This window comes from Staphylococcus epidermidis (assembly GCF_006742205.1).
GTDB lineage: Bacteria > Bacillota > Bacilli > Staphylococcales > Staphylococcaceae > Staphylococcus > Staphylococcus epidermidis.
Map to the genome: position 1 here is coordinate 2,081,385 of NZ_AP019721.1, position 17,125 is coordinate 2,098,509.

The 17,125-nt window shown below is 30.4% G+C and carries 19 protein-coding genes; 3 read left to right on the forward strand and 16 right to left on the reverse strand.

All coding sequences use genetic code 11. From position 1 onward, the window contains the following. Positions 1 to 242 precede the first annotated feature (242 nt). The 3 genes from FNL83_RS10195 to FNL83_RS10205 all read right to left on the reverse strand — a co-directional run bounded on the left by FNL83_RS10195 (position 243) and on the right by FNL83_RS10205 (position 1,767). The gene (locus FNL83_RS10195; protein ID WP_001832026.1) at positions 243 to 791 is read right to left on the reverse strand and encodes a GNAT family N-acetyltransferase; all 549 of its coding nucleotides are present in this window, start codon (positions 789 to 791) and stop codon (positions 243 to 245) included. Positions 792 to 916: 125 nt separating this feature from the next. Next, complete coding sequence (locus tag FNL83_RS10200) at positions 917 to 1,213, reverse strand: hypothetical protein (protein ID WP_001832178.1); 297 nt, start codon at positions 1,211 to 1,213, stop codon at positions 917 to 919. Positions 1,214 to 1,344: 131 nt separating this feature from the next. Next, a complete protein-coding gene (locus tag FNL83_RS10205) occupies positions 1,345 to 1,767 on the reverse strand; it encodes an SA0632 family lipoprotein (RefSeq protein ID WP_001832142.1) in 423 nt (140 codons plus the stop codon). Between the two features lie 438 nt (positions 1,768 to 2,205). On the opposite strand from FNL83_RS10205, the gene FNL83_RS10210 reads away from it, so the two are divergent. After that, on the forward strand, positions 2,206 to 2,895 hold the full coding sequence (locus FNL83_RS10210) for a DUF1129 family protein (protein WP_001832056.1): 690 nt from the start codon (positions 2,206 to 2,208) through the stop codon (positions 2,893 to 2,895). 55 nt (positions 2,896 to 2,950) lie between these two features. Here the strand turns inward: FNL83_RS10210 and FNL83_RS10215 are convergent, their stop codons facing one another. From FNL83_RS10215 to FNL83_RS10240, 6 genes are all read right to left on the reverse strand, one after another. Beyond that, positions 2,951 to 3,439, reverse strand: a complete 489-nt coding sequence (locus tag FNL83_RS10215; RefSeq protein ID WP_001832028.1) for a DUF456 domain-containing protein — start codon at positions 3,437 to 3,439, stop codon at positions 2,951 to 2,953. A gap of 6 nt (positions 3,440 to 3,445) precedes the next feature. Further along, positions 3,446 to 4,654 carry a sugar efflux transporter gene (locus tag FNL83_RS10220; RefSeq protein ID WP_001832093.1) on the reverse strand — a complete coding sequence of 403 codons (1,209 nt, stop codon included), beginning with the start codon at positions 4,652 to 4,654 and terminating at the stop codon, positions 3,446 to 3,448. A gap of 57 nt (positions 4,655 to 4,711) precedes the next feature. Then, positions 4,712 to 5,566 (reverse strand): LysR family transcriptional regulator, encoded by an 855-nt coding sequence (locus FNL83_RS10225; RefSeq protein WP_001832044.1) that lies wholly within the window; start codon positions 5,564 to 5,566, stop codon positions 4,712 to 4,714. Between the two features lie 80 nt (positions 5,567 to 5,646). Further along, a complete protein-coding gene (locus FNL83_RS10230; protein ID WP_001832140.1) occupies positions 5,647 to 6,240 on the reverse strand; it encodes a ribonuclease FAU-1 family protein in 594 nt (197 codons plus the stop codon). Between the two features lie 288 nt (positions 6,241 to 6,528). Next, positions 6,529 to 6,714: a hypothetical protein gene (locus tag FNL83_RS10235; protein ID WP_001832064.1), complete on the reverse strand. Its 186-nt coding sequence runs from the start codon at positions 6,712 to 6,714 to the stop codon at positions 6,529 to 6,531. Between the two features lie 19 nt (positions 6,715 to 6,733). Continuing rightward, entirely contained in the window at positions 6,734 to 7,879 is a 1,146-nt protein-coding gene (locus tag FNL83_RS10240) for a globin domain-containing protein (protein ID WP_001832143.1), read from the reverse strand. Between the two features lie 171 nt (positions 7,880 to 8,050). Between FNL83_RS10240 and scdA the strand changes: the two genes are divergently transcribed. Continuing rightward, on the forward strand, positions 8,051 to 8,725 hold the full coding sequence (gene scdA, locus FNL83_RS10245; protein WP_001832101.1) for an iron-sulfur cluster repair di-iron protein ScdA: 675 nt from the start codon (positions 8,051 to 8,053) through the stop codon (positions 8,723 to 8,725). A gap of 251 nt (positions 8,726 to 8,976) precedes the next feature. Here the strand turns inward: scdA and FNL83_RS10250 are convergent, their stop codons facing one another. The 5 genes from FNL83_RS10250 to FNL83_RS10270 form a co-directional block, all read right to left on the reverse strand. Continuing rightward, positions 8,977 to 9,453, reverse strand: coding sequence for a cupin domain-containing protein (locus tag FNL83_RS10250; protein WP_001832058.1), 477 nt, complete (start codon positions 9,451 to 9,453; stop codon positions 8,977 to 8,979). Then, on the reverse strand, positions 9,453 to 10,169 hold the full coding sequence (locus FNL83_RS10255) for a YebC/PmpR family DNA-binding transcriptional regulator (protein ID WP_001832120.1): 717 nt from the start codon (positions 10,167 to 10,169) through the stop codon (positions 9,453 to 9,455). Before FNL83_RS10255 ends, FNL83_RS10250 begins: the two co-directional genes overlap by 1 nt. A 252-nt stretch (positions 10,170 to 10,421) precedes the next feature. Then, positions 10,422 to 10,781 carry a transcriptional regulator, SarA/Rot family gene (locus FNL83_RS10260; protein ID WP_001832112.1) on the reverse strand — a complete coding sequence of 120 codons (360 nt, stop codon included), beginning with the start codon at positions 10,779 to 10,781 and terminating at the stop codon, positions 10,422 to 10,424. 114 nt (positions 10,782 to 10,895) lie between these two features. Beyond that, positions 10,896 to 13,070 carry a helix-turn-helix transcriptional regulator gene (locus FNL83_RS10265; protein ID WP_001832107.1) on the reverse strand — a complete coding sequence of 725 codons (2,175 nt, stop codon included), beginning with the start codon at positions 13,068 to 13,070 and terminating at the stop codon, positions 10,896 to 10,898. Positions 13,071 to 13,332: 262 nt separating this feature from the next. After that, positions 13,333 to 13,992, reverse strand: coding sequence for a Bax inhibitor-1/YccA family protein (locus tag FNL83_RS10270; protein WP_001832176.1), 660 nt, complete (start codon positions 13,990 to 13,992; stop codon positions 13,333 to 13,335). A gap of 410 nt (positions 13,993 to 14,402) precedes the next feature. Between FNL83_RS10270 and FNL83_RS10275 the strand changes: the two genes are divergently transcribed. Next, positions 14,403 to 15,203, forward strand: coding sequence for a LysM peptidoglycan-binding domain-containing protein (locus FNL83_RS10275; RefSeq protein ID WP_001832086.1), 801 nt, complete (start codon positions 14,403 to 14,405; stop codon positions 15,201 to 15,203). Between the two features lie 192 nt (positions 15,204 to 15,395). Here FNL83_RS10275 and FNL83_RS10280 read toward each other — a convergent pair whose 3' ends face one another. Further along, on the reverse strand, positions 15,396 to 16,406 hold the full coding sequence (locus tag FNL83_RS10280; RefSeq protein WP_001832181.1) for an inorganic phosphate transporter: 1,011 nt from the start codon (positions 16,404 to 16,406) through the stop codon (positions 15,396 to 15,398). 14 nt (positions 16,407 to 16,420) lie between these two features. Beyond that, positions 16,421 to 17,038: a DUF47 domain-containing protein gene (locus FNL83_RS10285; RefSeq protein WP_002457534.1), complete on the reverse strand. Its 618-nt coding sequence runs from the start codon at positions 17,036 to 17,038 to the stop codon at positions 16,421 to 16,423. Between the last annotated feature and the right edge of the window lie 87 nt (positions 17,039 to 17,125).

Below are 17,125 nucleotides of genomic sequence, written 5' to 3' on the forward strand. Positions count from 1 at the left end.
ATTTTTCAATAAAACTATTAAACTCTTTCATGTTTATTAAAATCTATCTTAAAATTAAGTATCAAATAAACATAATCATTTATTATTTAATAACTTTGTAGTTTATATTATTGACTTATTATTTTCAAGTTTTTTATTATATGGATTATCATTTCCAATTATACAAAAACTACAAATCCCCATCCGTGAAGGTGCTTTTATGAATCACAATTTCATTTGTACAAGAACTACTAACTTTCCTTTCAAGAAGGAAGTAGCTCTTTATAATATCTTACATGACGTTTAAGGGGATGGTATTTACTAAGATTCGGATATTCAAAATTGTCTAAAAAAGTCATTCCTAATTTTTCCATGACTTTTCTAGAAGGCAAATTATTTTCAGAAGTAAAACTATATAATTCTTTAATTCCTTTATCTCTAGCATATTTCATTACGGCTTCTGCCCCTTCTGTAGCTAGACCATTTCCCCATACTTCTGGAATTAGCCTCCAACCTATTTCATAAAACGGTAACTCTTTAAAAGGGTAATGGCTATCTTTTGAAACGTAATTCACACCTATAAACCCTAACCATTCTCCCGTCTCTTTCAACTCTACAGCAAATAAACCTAGGCCACTCTCTTGTATTATGCTATCCATATTTTCCATGTCTATCTCAGAACGACGATAACTAAGTAAACTAGGGAAGTATCTACGTACTTGCGCATTAGCATTCATTTTTTGAAAAGGTAATAAATCTTTGGTTTCCCAATCTCTTAAGTTTAAACGTTCAGTTTCAATATAAATAACCATCTTAAACACTCCATTTAATCGAAAATGCTTATTTTGCCTATATTTTAATATAAAATTAACGCGTTATGAAGTTTTTAACTCTACTCATATCGCGTTATTTAAACATATATTCTTTTTTATATTTATTAGTTTTTAGAAATATAACTAATCAACTTAATGTGTACCGGTATTTCTTTCAAACGATCACTTTGATTTTTAGGTGCAACAAATGTTGCATCAATAAAATCATTTTGATGATTAAGGTGGTATGTTGCTACAAATGTATCTGTATCTGATTCAAAGTTAGGCAAATGTGCAATGACTCGTTTAATATCACTTGTTGTATCTTTAATAGTACGACCAGTTAGATTCTCTAACTCACGACCTAATTCTACTAATGTCATCTTTTTACCTTCTAGAATATTAAAATCTTGTTCATGCATCGTTCTTCTCTCCTCTTAAAGCTATCAACTATTCGCTATCTTCCAATCTAAATGTTTGTTAAACTCACTAATACCTATTCGCAACATATAATACCCTTCCCGTTTCGTATTTAAACGTTAGGAATAACTACCTATCGTTCTTGTCGATGATTATTTTTTCTATCATTCTGTGAGGGCTTCTGCTGTGTATGTGGTTTAGAGGATTGACTGTCATGTTCATCTTGATTGCTTTTTATTTTGTTAGTTTGATCATCATGATTAGCAGATGTCGATTGATTATCTGAAGACTTTTCTTTTGCATCATGATTATCTTTATTTTTCTTATCTCGGGATGTGCTTTTAGCAGGCAAGTCATTTACATCTTCTTGGAGACTATCCTGTTTGTGTTTAAGCTTATCCTTTTGCTCTTGTAACTTTTTCTTCTGTTTTTTTAAATCCTTATTTTCTTTTTTCAACTGATCAATGCTTTTTTCTAAAGAAGCTTTTTCGTTACTTTTACCACATGCAGTTAACACCAATGTTGTAATTAATAGTAAGGTTAACCATTTTCTCATGATAGACTCCTTTGTAGTTACTTATCGATACTCTTTATTTTAACATGGTTTTTTGATTTAATCATTTTTTAACATAAAATATCATTTCATTACATTTAATTTCACAAAGTAACATATATATTTAATGGTAAATTATTTACTCTTTATTTATAAAAGTTTTACTTTTATTAAAGTTATCTTTTTAGTTATGATATCATTCGCGCTATTTTATCAAAATTAAACGACGTTTGTGTGAAATAGAAAAAAGATTTACAATTCCTATAATTTTGTCTAATAGCCCTTTTGAACTTGTATAAGAGTAATGATATACATGTGATAATTATGATATGATTGTGTTTATCATACTAATCATCATGTTTTTAAATGATACTTTAACTTAGTTATCCTTTTTAAAGTAGTATTTATTTATGAATTTAAAATTTAAGGGAGTATTTTATTATGAAATCCACTGCGCAATTAACAAAGGAGAATAATGTCAAAGCTTTGCGACTGAACAATACCGATCGTGAAATATTTGAAAATTACATGACATATGTGCGTGCTGACTTACGAGTTAACCCTCACGATTCAGAATTAATGTTAAACCGTACTTTGAAACACTTAATTCGTGCAGGTGATACTGGAATGCTTGCGATGGAGTTTTTCAACCATGATCCTAAAGCACATGCTAAAAAAGAGATAAGGGAACTCCCAAATGAAACATTTAAAAACATTTTTAAATATATAAGTCATAACTTCATTCTTTTAATAGGTATTTTTTGTTTTCTCAAAGGATTGATTGGCTTTTTTATAGGGGGCGATAGTAATTTACTATATTTATATACGTTTCCCCTAACTGTCATTATTGGTTTAGTAATTATATTTTTATTTATTTGGATGAACTTTAAAACGGTACAATTACAGTGCTTTAACAACTCTTATTGGACCTGGTGGCTCACCTATGGTGTCATCGCATTATTATTAATCACTCTTTTTTATGTTTTTTTTATACCGCAATCATTTTTAGCGTTTGGACCATATATTAAAGTTAGTAATTGGACTTTCATCATTATTGCGATAATAATCATCCCTATTTCATTTTATGTGAATCATCACTTTTATAATAAAGAAGCAAATACACGCATATAAAAAGACTTACACTCAAAACGTTTATTTTGAGTGCAAGTCTTTATTTTATCTCAATTTAATTTATTAGAAAGACATCTAAAAAGAACCAAATAACCATTACAATCATTATTAGACCTTGAGCAATTGTACTCGCTAAAAATGCAATCACTGAGCCAAAACTCACCTTTATAGCTTGTTGAAAGTTAAACCCTTGAACCAATTCAACAATGAACACAGCAACAAAAGGAATAATGATAATACCAAAGGGAGGAAAAACGAAACAACCTACAATCACACCTATGAGCGCTGTGTATTCACCTATTTTACTTCCTCCAAAGCGATTGACGAAATATTTATTCATCACAAAATCGGCTACTAATATCATAATGGTAAAGATAATCATTGCAACATAAAAAATCCACGATAATCTTCCCTCATGAAAACCAAATTGATAAATTAAAAAACCAATCCATAACATTAAAAGTGATGGTATCACCGGTTTAATTAAACCAATAAATGCTAACGCAAAGGCTATAATAATTAAAATCCATAATATCGCTGTCATCTCTATCTACTCCACATCTTCTATTGTAATTTTTTGATCTTTCGTAAACAAGATGAGTATCATCCCTACGAAGATAGAACTTGCTGAGACAAAGAATACATTTTCCAAACCAACCCAATGACTCATCACACCACCTAGCAAATTACCACCAAGTTGTCCTATTACCATGGCATTGGCAAAAAGTGTTGATGCATAACCTGGAAAATCAGGAAGAATATCTTGAAAATAACTAATCCCAAGACCTAGTAATATTGCTAGAAAGATGGCTAAACATATTTGTCCAACAAGCATCATATGAAAATTTTTAAATACACCAATACTAAAGTAAAATGCGCCACCAAATACAGAACCAATTATCAATAAAGTTCGAGTTGGCAATTTAGCTGATAATATACCTAATATAACCATAAACGGCACTTCTAAACCTGCACATAAACTTGCTAAATAGCCTACATATCTTTCCTTTTCATTTAAATAATCTGTCACAAAAAGTGGCATATTCATCGTATACATCCATTGCCCAATATGAAGTAATATAAACGCTATAAATGGAATAAATAATGATTTATCTTTAAACATATTTGGTGCGATTTTCTCAATATGCTGTTGTTCAGAAATTTGATTTTTTACCGGTAAATTTTTATAAAAAAACACTTGTAAAATTAAAGTAAATAAAATAATAGCTATTGTGCCACCAAATAATCCAGAATAACCTTTTAACTCAATAAGTTGTGCACCTATAAATGGCCCAAATAAAAAACCAAGTGAAAACATTGAACGTAAAACAGTATTAGCAAACTTAGCACGATCACGTGAACTTGAAGCATTGATTGATTCTCTGGCAGAGGCATACAATTGTGGCATTGCTGGTGCAAATAATCCTTGAAACAACGCATATAACACGATGAATAACCATATTTGATGAACGTAGAAATAAATTGAGAAGCTCACTGCCCCCATAAACAAAGCAGTGATGATTAGAATCTTTCTATTAAGATGATGTGTATCAGAAAATCTTGCAATAATGGAATTGACTATAAACTGACTTATCGCAGCAAGTGCAAGTAGCAGTCCATATTGTGTTGTCGTCATCCCCAAATCTTTTGTAGCAAATAAAATTAAATAAGGTACAGTCACTGCTATTCCCATACCTAGTAACAACATATTGACCACAAACAATTTATAATTCTTTATTTGCAATAATGCTGTAAACATCTTCTCGACCTCTATCCTATTTTTAGATTGCAGTTACACAACAGAATTAAGCCTCAATTATCTAATAAAGTTCAACATTAAATTTACGAATGCGTCTACTTGAGGAAGTTGTAGCATACTTGCGTCATAACTCATGTATGTTGACCGAATAAGTGGCTTTTTATCAATAGTGACTTTTTCAAATTCAAACATGTTCTTATCGATATTTTTCATCATAATTTTTGGTAGTATAGTTACCCCTACACCACTAAGCAACATTTCTTTACATGTGGCAACTTGATCAACTGTGATTGTCGCGTGATAATCATGTCCCAAATGATCGTTATACCATTGTTTAATTTGGTTAATATAAATTGGATCCGCTTGAAATTCAATAAAAGGCAGTTTAGTTACATCTTCCTTACGATCCTTAGGATATATAAAATAATGTTCATCATTAAATAAATGTGTATTCGATAAATTCATTACTTTATTTCCACGTGTAATCATCACATGGTAGTCTCGATGATGCGCTTTTATTTGTTCAGTAGATCCTACTTGAACCTGTATCTCCACATTGGGAAATTGCGAATTATAAAGACTTAATACTTCAGGAAGCAATGTTTGTCCAATAAGCGAAGAGCAACCGATTGAAATTGTACCGTTCACTTCACCAATATGTGCTTGTATTTTATCAAAAAATAAACGTTCACGTTTGAGCATATCACGCGCATGTTCAATAATCATTGAACCTTCAGTCGTAGTAATGAGCTGTTTTTTTGTACGAATAAAAATCTCAACTCCAAATGCAGCCTCAATTGCCTTTAAACGTTGAGTAACTGCAGGTTGAGAAATATATAGAATTTCTGCTGCTTTGCGTAAAGTTTTTGTCTCATCTAAAGTAATGAGCAAACGATAATCATCTATTTTCATAGCGTCCCCCTACATATGTTTTTACTTTAATCTTAGTGAAACGACATAACTTACCATCAGCGATAAATTGATTAAAATTGTTAATGTCGTCGGTGTGATTTCTTTTTAGCTTTATAGGGACGTTTATGTTTCATTTTCTGTGCTTTATGATTGATTTTATGATAACAACGCATAACCTTATCTTGTATTTCTGAAAAATTATCTTCTATTTCAATCATTAATTGATGGGCGATAATATATGCCTCATGATATTGCTTCTTTGAAATTTGTTTATTTTGTAGTGCGTACATTAAATCATCTTCATCTACAAGTTCATACTCACCATTAGGTAGAACGAGAACGTCTAAACATAAATCGATGGTACGTGCATTTCCTTTTTGAGTAATGTTCTTTATATTAATGTCAAAGTAGTATTCTAATGGATTCCCTTTATTATCAAACATGACAGTCATACTATACCGCTTCTTATCCGGTAGTATCTGTAACCATTTATAATTGTCATCTGCAACTATTATGTTTTGTCCAACTACCGTCACCTCTAAAGGCTCACGAACCTTTTTCATCGTGACCAAGCCTATAATACCTTTAAATCTATTATTATTAACTTTAACCTCTGTATATTCTCTCTCTACCAGGCGACGCCAGTGACGTTTGTCTATATATTTTACTTTCACAGTCACCAACTCCTTGCTTTTATTATATTAAACTAGGATGTCAATGTCATCTTAAGTCTCAGATAAATACTGTTTACATAAATGTTCTTATTAAATCATTAAGACTATTTTACTATAAATTGATTTATTTTACTTAAAATAGATAGAAATACTAGGTTTTAACACATAAATATTGAAATTTAAAAATGTGAACATAAAAATAAGCAACGAGTGACAGAGTCATAAACACTGTTGCTCGTTGCTTGATAAAATACCAATTTTATTAATGGTAAAACAATCATTAAAATTCTATTGCGCTTGATGTTGTTTTTTCTTAATAGTTAAATACTTTAATCCTAATGCAAATAAACCATAACCTAAAATGCCTTGCATTAATGTTTTGCATAAAGATTTATTCGTTGTTAAGCGATTAGAAATAAATGTGCTTACTAAATATAGAAAAAACACTTTAACATATCTTGGATTCATTTTCATTATATTACCTTCTTTAAAACTATACTTGAACACTTAAACGAGGAATAAATGTTTCAAAATGAACATGATTCATATCATAATTTAATTCTTTAAGAGAATTTATAATTGAATGTAAGAATTTCGTACCACCACAAATATAAATTTCAGGCTGTTCACTTAAATATTGTTCTAATTCTTTAGCTTCTAAATAACCTTCTTTATCTTTCACGTGTAAATGTAGCTGTGCTTGCTCATAATTATCTGTAATGCTATCAAGTTTTTGAGCAAATGGTCGTTCATCTTCTGTCACAACCGCTTGAATCATTTGAGTTGGAACGTTTAATGATGCAGCTTTTTTAAACATTGAAACTAATGGTGTCATACCTACGCCAGAACCAATAAACAATTGCGGTCTTTCAGTATTTTCTATTGAAAAGCCACCTACAGGAGCAGATAAATTAATCATGTCACCTTCTGATATTTCATCATGTAAAATTGTTGAAACTTCACCTTCATGTTCAGTAGTCACATCACGTTTGACACCAAATACTAAGTGATTTTCATCTCCATCTATGATTGAATAATGACGTTTAGCTCTATATGGTAACTTTTCACTAGAAACATCTACGGTAATGTATTGACCTGGTTCGAATTGACTTAAATCATATTCTTCAGATTCAACTGTGAAAGATTTGATGTCACTTGTTTCTTGTGTAATGTTTGTGATTTTAAATGGTTTAAAACCTTTCCATAACATATGGTTGTAAATTTCTTGCTCTAATTTGATAAATACATCTGCAATTTCTCCATACGCTTTTGCCCATGTTTGAATTACTGGGTCGTCACTTTCTAACCCTGTCACATCTTGAATTGCAGCAAGTAAATTTTCACCTACAATTGGATAATGTTCGGGATAAACTTGTAAAGCACAGTGCTTATGTGCCACAGGCATAATTGCTGGCTTAATTGCACCTAAATTATTAATATTCATTGCTGCAGCTAGTACTGCTTGTGCTAATGCAGCAGATTGCATACCTTTCTTTTGGTTTGTTTGGTTAAACATGTTTAATAATTCTGGGTTAGCCTCAAACATCTTAGGATAAAAAATTGAAGTAATCTCAGTTCCTTTATCTTGTAATAATGGTACAGTTTGTTTGATAATATCTTGCTCTTTTTCAGTTAGCATAATTCATTCCTCCCTCTTTTCTAATTATGATAGCTATTATCCTATATTTCAAAGGATAAATTTATGAATTGCAACCTTTTTATTATTATTTGAATATTTTATGAAGTTTATCTTTATGATTGATTCAATTTTTTACTTTTCATTTATACTAAATATTAAGGAGGAATTTTTATGATTACAAAAGAAGATATTGTTGCAGATGTTGTAACAGATTATCCTAAAAGTGCAGATATATTTAGAAATGCTGGAATAGATTTTTGTTGTGGCGGACAAGAGAGTATCGCTTCAGCTGTCAATCATAAACCAAATATTGACTTAAATTCCTTATTAAATAAGTTGAATCATATTGATAATACAGAAGGTAACAGTACCATTAATCCTAAATTTTTAAATGTTGAATCTCTTATACAATATATACAATCAGCTTATCACGAAACGCTTAAAGAAGAATTTAAGAATCTTACACCTTACATGACTAAATTGGCAAAAGTACATGGTCCTAGTCACCCATACTTATTAAAATTACAAGACTTATATCGCGAGTTTCGTGATAGTATGTTGGATCATATACGTAAAGAAGATGAGGAAGATTTTCCTAAACTCATTCAATATAGTCAAGGACAAGATGTACAAAACATTAAAATCATATTAGAAGATTTAATTAATGACCACGAAGATACTGGGCAATTATTAAATGTTATGAATCAACTAACCTCTGATTATCAAACCCCAGAAGAAGCATGTGGAACATGGAAGCTTGTTTACCAAAGATTACAAAATATCGAACGTCAAACACACCAACATGTACATCTTGAAAACCATGTGTTATTTAAAAAGGTAAGTTAATTAAATAAAACTTAGGCTTCATTTAATTAACTGAGTGCACGTGTCAAATTTCAAATTGAATTCGTTGCCCCACGTCCTGAATCCCGAACCCCAACCTGCTTTGCCTGTTGAATTTCTCGGTGAAATTCTCTATGTTGTGTTCTAAAAAATTTGAAATAGTCGTATATTAATTTAGTTATCGACTGTCAATATATCAAAAAACCTGAGACTATTACCGATGTCTCAGGTTCTTATACTTATTATATATTCTATTAATCTTCTTGAGATATAGCTAATCTTTTTATTATGCTTTCATATTGTGGATATTGACGAATCAAATATTCTTGTGTTAAAAGTTCAAAATGCTCGTATTCAAATCCAGGTTGACACATACATCCAACTAGACTATATCCCTCTGCACTATCTAAAGTAGAAGCAAAAATTGTCCCTTTTGGCACACAATATTGTAAACACTCACCACAATCTATATCTCTACCTAATTTAACAGTATGATATTCACCTTTAGGGGTTATCATATGAATCTTCAACGTCTGACCAGCATGATAATACCATACTTCATCTGCATCTATTCTATGAAAATGTGATATATCGCGCTGTGTTAATAGAAAATAAATACTGCTAAAAGACGCTCTTCCTTTACCGTCGCCTCTCATTGTTTCTTTAAAATATCCGCCTTCAGGATGCGAAATTAATTCCAACCGGTCTATCCAATCATTAGCAGTCATCATTATTTTAAATCTACATTATGGAAAACATTTTGAACATCTTCCAAGTCTTCAAGTGCATCGATTAATTTTTCAAAAATAGCTTGATCCTCTTCAGACAACTCAATATCAGTTTGAGGTAACATTTCAAACTCTGCTACTTTAAATTCCTCAACGCCAGCTTCACGTAATGCATCCTGAACTTGTGCAAATTGATCTGGTTCTGCGTAAACAATAGTCAAGCCATTGTCATCAATTACATCTCTTACATCAATATCTTGCTCCATTAGTGTTTCTAAGACTTCATCTACAGATTTACCTTCTACACCAAAGGTTGCAGTATGGTCAAACATATAAGCTACTGAACCAGATACTCCCATATTTCCTCCATTCTTACCGAACGCAGCACGTACATCTGATGCTGTACGATTTACATTGTTTGTTAATGCGTCAACTATAAGCATTGAACCATTCGGACCAAAACCTTCATATCTTAAGTGATCGTAGTTTTCGTCACCAGCGCCTTTAGCCTTATCAATAGCTCTATCTATAATATGATTAGGTACTGAATATGTTTTTGCACGTTCTAATACTAATCTTAAAGTTTGATTTGACTCTGGATTAGGCTCACCAGACTTTGCAGCTACATATATTTCTTTACCAAATTTGGCATATATTCTACTAGTATTTTTATCTTTTTGGGCTTTTTTCTCTTTAATGTTGTTCCATTTACGTCCCATAATGTCATCTCACTTTCATCATCTATGTACCATATTATATATTTAGCTACCGTCTTTGTAAAATCTGTTAACATGTTACAAACATTGTTAAATCAATCATTATAGATACCTATTGTTCCTCAAAATACAATAAACATTTTTAATAAAAAAACTGTCATCAAAATAAAACTTTTGACGACAGCAAACTCATTTTATGTAGCTTGATTCATTTCGACACATCTCTATACATTTTGTATATCGATTAAAATGTCATTAATAACTTAAGAATTTTTCAACATCTTCAAATAAAGCATCAAATTCACTCATATTATTTTCATCCATATATAGAAAAATTTTTCTTTCATCTCTATTCGATATTACTTTATTTAACTTTTCTTTGTCTATCAATCTTCTAATAGACATCAAAATCTTAGTTCTACTAATATCTAACTCTCCTGTAGCCAGTTTTAGAAAAGTTTGCATAAGAATTCGCTCATCTAAGCAATATTTTTTAGCTAAATATAGTACAGCAAGATCGTTTAACGTCAACTTATATTTTTTATCTATATATCCAGATAATGCTTTATATTGTTTGTAAAATTCTAGTAATTTAATTAATTTCTGCTCATTCAAAATCTGCACCTCCAAATATAAGTAGACAACGCATATATCATTATCTTAAATATTTGGATAATTGTCTTTGACATTTGTTTTTAAACAATTGTCAAAATTACGAATAAACACAATTTAAGTTGTGCTACGCCTTTTATTTATTTTATCTTTTTTATATATTTCAACTAAATATACTGCATTATATTTCATTCTGATTTTCAATGGGCCCTTTTTAAAGTCATGTTCCATAATGTGCATGTATGGTCTAAAGTTCTCCTCAACTCTCATCAAGAACGGTGTAGACCAAACATATTTGTGACGTAAGTTTTGAGAAATCATATGATTAATATTGCCACCTTCATCATCAACTTTAGCAATCACACAAATATATTCATCTATTAACGCTTCATCTTCAAAGTTAATCCATATATCAACGTCTTTAAAGTCGCTCTCATTAGATTCACTTTCAATCACACGCCAATCATATAAGTAGAGATAATATTGATCAGCATTTTCAATAATATTATAGAATCGTTGTTCAATTTGGTTTTGATTAGTCATCCAACTCAAATGATTAAAAATCAGTCCAAACGTTGTTTTAAACCCATTCTCATCAAATAAATGTACAGCGTTAAAGACTTTAGGATTTGAAAATACATTTAATCCGTAGCCTTTAAAATGTTTTTTTAGTTTTGAAATCGTTTTAAATAGTAATGGAGCGCTATTACTTAAATCAATTTCATTATTATTCAGTAATTGATGATTATATAAATTTAGAAAAATTAAATTTTCACTACTAAAATCAAACTGCTTTAAATCATCTATTAAATGCTTAAATTGTAGAATATTTTTGAGTAATAAACCTTCCTCATTATCAAGTAAATAGGGTGACTTTAATCTAGCATTATCAATATAAAGATAGTCAAATTTTAAACGCTTTATTTGCGAAGCTAATGATTTAAATTGTGCAGTGTCATTAAACATGCAACTAATATCTAAACCTATTTTATATTCCAATTCGATGTTTTGTATCTTCAAGATATTACGATAAATTTCTCGAATACTTTTTTCGTTCAAATTAAATATAAATTGCACATTGTAATCTGAAACAGAACATTTATTCATAATTTTTAAGTTTTCATATTGATATGTAAAAAGTTGATTAAGTTCATATATTTGCTCGATTTTATCGATGCTAAATGCGACGTGCAAGCGATATTCAATAATAATTTTAATGATATCATTCATCTCTTCTTGAGAGAACAAATTCTTATATTGGCATAAGTTAGGCATAATACAAAAAATAATATTTGAACCTTCATACCCTATTTTTTTATGAATACCTTGCAAAAACAACATTTTAATTTCATCAATTGAATTAATTTGAACGACAGAATAAAACGTTGAAACATTAGAAATTGGATATTGGTCAATAACAATTTCATCATAATTATCTAACTCATTCGTTGGCATTTTAGAACATATTAATGATTGTACACATGATTTTAAGTGTTCTGAAACATCATCATCAGAACATCCATTGTACTTATCATATTTTTTCATTGCACGATATGCATTGGGCGTTACACTTAAATAATTTTTGAATTGTCTAGAATATGTAGATACATTACTAAATCCTAACGTTTCACTAATTTGGCTTATCGTTTTAGTTGTCGTAAGTAGCATCTCTATAGATTTACTAATTTTAAGTGTATCTATATATTTTTTAAATCCCATACCTAATAACAAATGAAACTGCGTAGAAAGGTTGGACTTAGAAACATATAATTTATTGGAAATATCTTTTAGAGTAAGTCTTTCTTCGATGTGATTATATATATAATTCAATTCATCCTTTAACTCACCATAATAATCATACATATATTGGTCTTCAGCAATTTTTTTGTCAATAATAGCCTCATTAGCAAGAATATGAACAATTTTATTGATAATATCTTGCTCTTTATCCACATCATTATCTAAAAAATTCAACGTAAGTTGAGCAACTAGTTCTTTAATTTCTTTCTTAGATTGTATTAAATCCGAAATATAATGGTAATTAAAAAAAGAATAGCCTAACTCTGTAAACCAATCACTAGAAATATATACTTCTAGTGTGATGCCATTGTCACTGATACTAAACACATCCATATTATTCACAATATATAACTCATCTGAGAGTATCCTTTCTTTCATAAATTGTTGAAAGTGCATACTCCCTTCGATAGGCCAAAATAATAAAATGCCGTCTTGACATCGTGTTGCCGTATATTCTTTTTTTGAAAGTATATGCAAACAAGAATTTGCCATATCTTTACCTCTTTCCCTCAGTCTTTTATGCCCATATCAATTCATGTAAATTTTCACAAGTATCAGAAAATAATCTAACACAATATAAAAATAAATCAAAAAGAAAAAGATATATTTAATCATTTTTTTATTTTTGTACTTCATCTTTTCTATTAGATATAAAAAAAGATGTGTCGTGTTGAGAGTTCAACATTAAATGAAAAACCCAGAAACTCTCTGATAGAGAAACACGATCACATCTTTTAATTCATTCATAATCTCTTTAGTTTTTAAAGCGATTTGCTAAACTAAGTATATCTTCGATGATATTTAATAAGTTGATAAACAAATTAAATCCCATTTCTCTTGGTGAGAATTGACCTCTTTTCATTCTATTAAAATCGTATAAAGTATAAAGGAGAAACAATAATAAGCTCACTATTGTAATGACAGTATGAAAAATTGGATTATTAATAAATATCCCTATAATCCCAGCTATAATTAGCGCAATTAATGTCACAAACAAATATTTTCCCATACTCGAAGCGTCTTTTATTAAAAAGTAACCTATAATACCAAAAGCTATAAATGCACCAATAGCAAGAATAATATTTTTATAGAATACTTCTGCTCCTAAATTTTGTAAGTAAGTCGTAAAAAGAGCATACGAAAGCAAACCTACAATAATAGCGTATATATGAGAGATCACTAATCCATATTTTCGCGCACGTTTAATAAACAACGTTGCTAATATCAGAATTAACAATCCTAGAGACAATGGTTTTCTCCATGACATAGGAAGATATTGTCCAAAATAACAACCAATCCCAAAAATCATCCAATAATACATAAAATATAACCAAACTTTTGCATAGGCATGTGTTTGGTTCTTATCTTGAGATTGTCTTTTATGATCAGTTGATTGGTGTGTCGATTGTGACATTATAATAACTCCTTTTCTATATTAAATAATTAGGTAATAAAAATTTTACAACACTATAAAGAATTACAAAAGTATTTAAGTTCATAAATTCTAAATATATAGAAGTTTTAGAAAACTCATTACATTGAACTTTACTTTATTACAATTTATCTAATAAATATTAAGAAAAGTAACGAAATATGTCTTATAAATAGCGATATATCAACTTTCTTTAATAAATGTTCAGAACAATACATTATTTTAACAATGTTACAAGATAATAACAAAGCCCACAAAGTCAAATATTTTTGTTAGTATGGGGTACGTAATAAAAAAACAAAAAGTTAATGTACAGAGACTTGTCGGGACAATTATCTAAATCATTAAACTTAAATCAATTAAATCTTTGTTATATTTAAGGAGGAGTTACTTTGAAAAAGTTAGCCTTTGCAATTACAGCCGCTTCAGGCGCAGCAGCAGTTCTATCACATCATGATGCTGAAGCTTCTACACAACATAAGGTTCAATCTGGAGAATCCTTATGGACTATTGCACAACAATACAATACTTCAGTAGAAAGCATTAAGCAGAATAATAATCTTAGCAACAATATGGTATTCCCAGGACAAGTTATTAATGTAGGTGGAAGTGCTTCACAAAATACTAGTTCAAACACTTCTTCAAGTTCAGCATCTTCACATACTGTAGTAGCAGGTGAATCATTAAACATCATAGCTAATAAATATGGTGTTTCAGTTGATGCATTAATGCAAGCAAATCATCTAAATGGTTATTTAATTATGCCTAACCAAATATTAACTATCCCTAATGGTGGTTCTGGTTCAGGATCAGGTGGTACAGCAACTCAAACTAGCGGTAATTATACTTCACCTTCATTCAACCATCAAAACTTATACACTGAAGGTCAATGCACATGGTATGTGTTCGACAAACGTTCACAAGCTGGTAAACCTATCAGTACTTACTGGTCTGATGCAAAATACTGGGCGTCAAATGCAGCGAATGATGGTTATCAAGTTGATAATACTCCATCTGTTGGTGCAATTATGCAAAGTACACCTGGACCATATGGTCATGTAGCATACGTTGAACGTATTAATGGTGATGGTAGTATTTTAATTTCAGAAATGAATTATGCAAATGGTCCATACAATATGAACTATCGTACTATCCCAGCTTCAGAAGTATCTTCATATGCATTTATCCACTAATCATTGATGATTAATGATTTTACTACAAGGTAATGGAATATACCTTGTAGTTTTTTATTTTAATAGAATGATTGAACCTCATTATTTTATATTTTAAGCAATTCAAATAAAAAGGCCACACAAAGTTGACTAAAAATGTCAGTCTTTGTGTGGCCTTTAGCTATATGTACTTACGTATTATACAAACCTTTTTTATTTTAAGAACAGATGAATAATAAAATAAATAATTGCTGCTAAAACAGCTGAGATAGGTAAAGTAATCACCCATGTTACAACCATACGTTGAGCAGTACTCCATTTAACACCTTTCGCACGATTTGAAGCACCTACACCTAGAATAGATGAAGACACAACGTGTGTAGTAGATAATGGGAAATGTAATGATGACGCTACGAAAATCGTTAATGCTGAAGAAATATCAGCGGCTGCACCGTTAGCAGGTCTAATTTTCATAATATTTCCGCCAACAGTTTTGATGATTTTCCAACCACCTACTGCTGTACCTAATCCCATAGCTGTTGCACACGCAACTTTAACCCATACTTGAGGTTCAACATTACTACCATCTTGTAAATTACCTACAATTAAAGCTAATGTGATAATACCCATAGATTTTTGAGCATCGTTTGTACCATGTGAGAATGATTGTAATGCTGCAGTAAAGATTTGGAAAAACCTAAAATTACGATTAGTACGTGTTAAATTTGAATTTTTAAAAACGATTTTAACAATCGTATACATCATATAACCTACACAAAAAGCTATAATTGGTGAAATGATTAATACGATAATAATTTTTGTAAAACCTTGATAGTGTAATACTGCAAACGAACCTTGCGATGCAATGGCTGCACCCGCTATAGATCCGATTAGTGCGTGAGAAGATGAACTTGGTATTCCATACAACCAAGTGATTAAATTCCAAATAATGGCAGCAATAATAGCTGCTAACACAACAACTAAACCATGTTGTAATTTGAATGGATCAACGATATCTTTTGTAATAGTTCCAGCAACACCTGTGAAGGTCAATGCCCCAATAAAGTTCATGACTGCTGCTAATAAAATAGCTCTTCTTGGTGTTAATGCTCGAGTAGAAACCGCAGTAGCTACAGCATTAGCTGTATCATGGAAACCATTGATAAAGTCAAATATTAATGAAAATATAACTATAGCTATCGTGACAATTAAAATATATGACATAAATAAAGACTCCCTTAGCTATTTTTCATGATTATAGTTTCAAAATTATTAGCAACAGCTTGACACTTATCTGCTATTTCTTCCATGCTTTGATAAATATCTTTTATTTTAATTAATGTGATTGGATCTGTTTCACTGTTGAAGATGTGTTTCATCGACTGTCTTAAGATACCGTCGCAATTTGTCTCAAATTCTTTAATATTAATAGAATGAATGCGCATGTGAGATAACTTTTTGTCTACAAGTAATCCTACAGCTAGCTTCATTTCGGCAACTGCTTTTTGTATGTTTTCTACAAATTCAGCCATGTACTCATCTGTATATTCAATTGAATACATTTCAAACATTGCTGATGTCTCTTCCATAGCATCTAGAACATCATCTATTGCATTGCATAAAGATAAGATATCTTCACGTTCAATTGGTGTAATGAATGTTTGGTTGAGATCAGAAATAACTTGATGCATAAGTTCGTCACCATGTGACTCATACGTTTTAATATTATCAGAATAAGCTTTCAAATCTAAGTGTGTATTGAAGTCCATTTTGCCGAATTCAATAGCTGCACGGTCTAGATTGAATACCATTTCTTCTAATTGAACCATGAACTTATCCTTTTTCTTACTAAACATTAAAAATCCTCCATTTTGAGCGATTGTCATCAATCACATTATTAAATTTTATTTGCGTAAGACAAGTGGTTGAGGAACTGATTTACA

Coding starts and splice junctions, on each gene's coding strand:
- FNL83_RS10255 (WP_001832120.1), bottom strand. CDS start 10,169: ATGGGACGTAAATGGAACAACATTAAAGAGAAAAAAGCCCAAAAAGAT.
- FNL83_RS10200 (WP_001832178.1), bottom strand. CDS start 1,213: ATGCATGAACAAGATTTTAATATTCTAGAAGGTAAAAAGATGACATTA.
- FNL83_RS10210 (WP_001832056.1), top strand. CDS start 2,206: ATGAAATCCACTGCGCAATTAACAAAGGAGAATAATGTCAAAGCTTTG.
- FNL83_RS10280 (WP_001832181.1), bottom strand. CDS start 16,406: ATGTCATATATTTTAATTGTCACGATAGCTATAGTTATATTTTCATTA.
- FNL83_RS10235 (WP_001832064.1), bottom strand. CDS start 6,714: ATGAAAATGAATCCAAGATATGTTAAAGTGTTTTTTCTATATTTAGTA.
- scdA (WP_001832101.1), top strand. CDS start 8,051: ATGATTACAAAAGAAGATATTGTTGCAGATGTTGTAACAGATTATCCT.
- FNL83_RS10270 (WP_001832176.1), bottom strand. CDS start 13,992: ATGTCACAATCGACACACCAATCAACTGATCATAAAAGACAATCTCAA.
- FNL83_RS10215 (WP_001832028.1), bottom strand. CDS start 3,439: ATGACAGCGATATTATGGATTTTAATTATTATAGCCTTTGCGTTAGCA.
- FNL83_RS10205 (WP_001832142.1), bottom strand. CDS start 1,767: ATGAGAAAATGGTTAACCTTACTATTAATTACAACATTGGTGTTAACT.
- FNL83_RS10240 (WP_001832143.1), bottom strand. CDS start 7,879: ATGCTAACTGAAAAAGAGCAAGATATTATCAAACAAACTGTACCATTA.
- FNL83_RS10225 (WP_001832044.1), bottom strand. CDS start 5,566: ATGAAAATAGATGATTATCGTTTGCTCATTACTTTAGATGAGACAAAA.
- FNL83_RS10265 (WP_001832107.1), bottom strand. CDS start 13,070: ATGGCAAATTCTTGTTTGCATATACTTTCAAAAAAAGAATATACGGCA.
- FNL83_RS10250 (WP_001832058.1), bottom strand. CDS start 9,453: ATGATGACTGCTAATGATTGGATAGACCGGTTGGAATTAATTTCGCAT.
- FNL83_RS10220 (WP_001832093.1), bottom strand. CDS start 4,654: ATGTTTACAGCATTATTGCAAATAAAGAATTATAAATTGTTTGTGGTC.
- FNL83_RS10195 (WP_001832026.1), bottom strand. CDS start 791: ATGGTTATTTATATTGAAACTGAACGTTTAAACTTAAGAGATTGGGAA.
- FNL83_RS10285 (WP_002457534.1), bottom strand. CDS start 17,038: ATGTTTAGTAAGAAAAAGGATAAGTTCATGGTTCAATTAGAAGAAATG.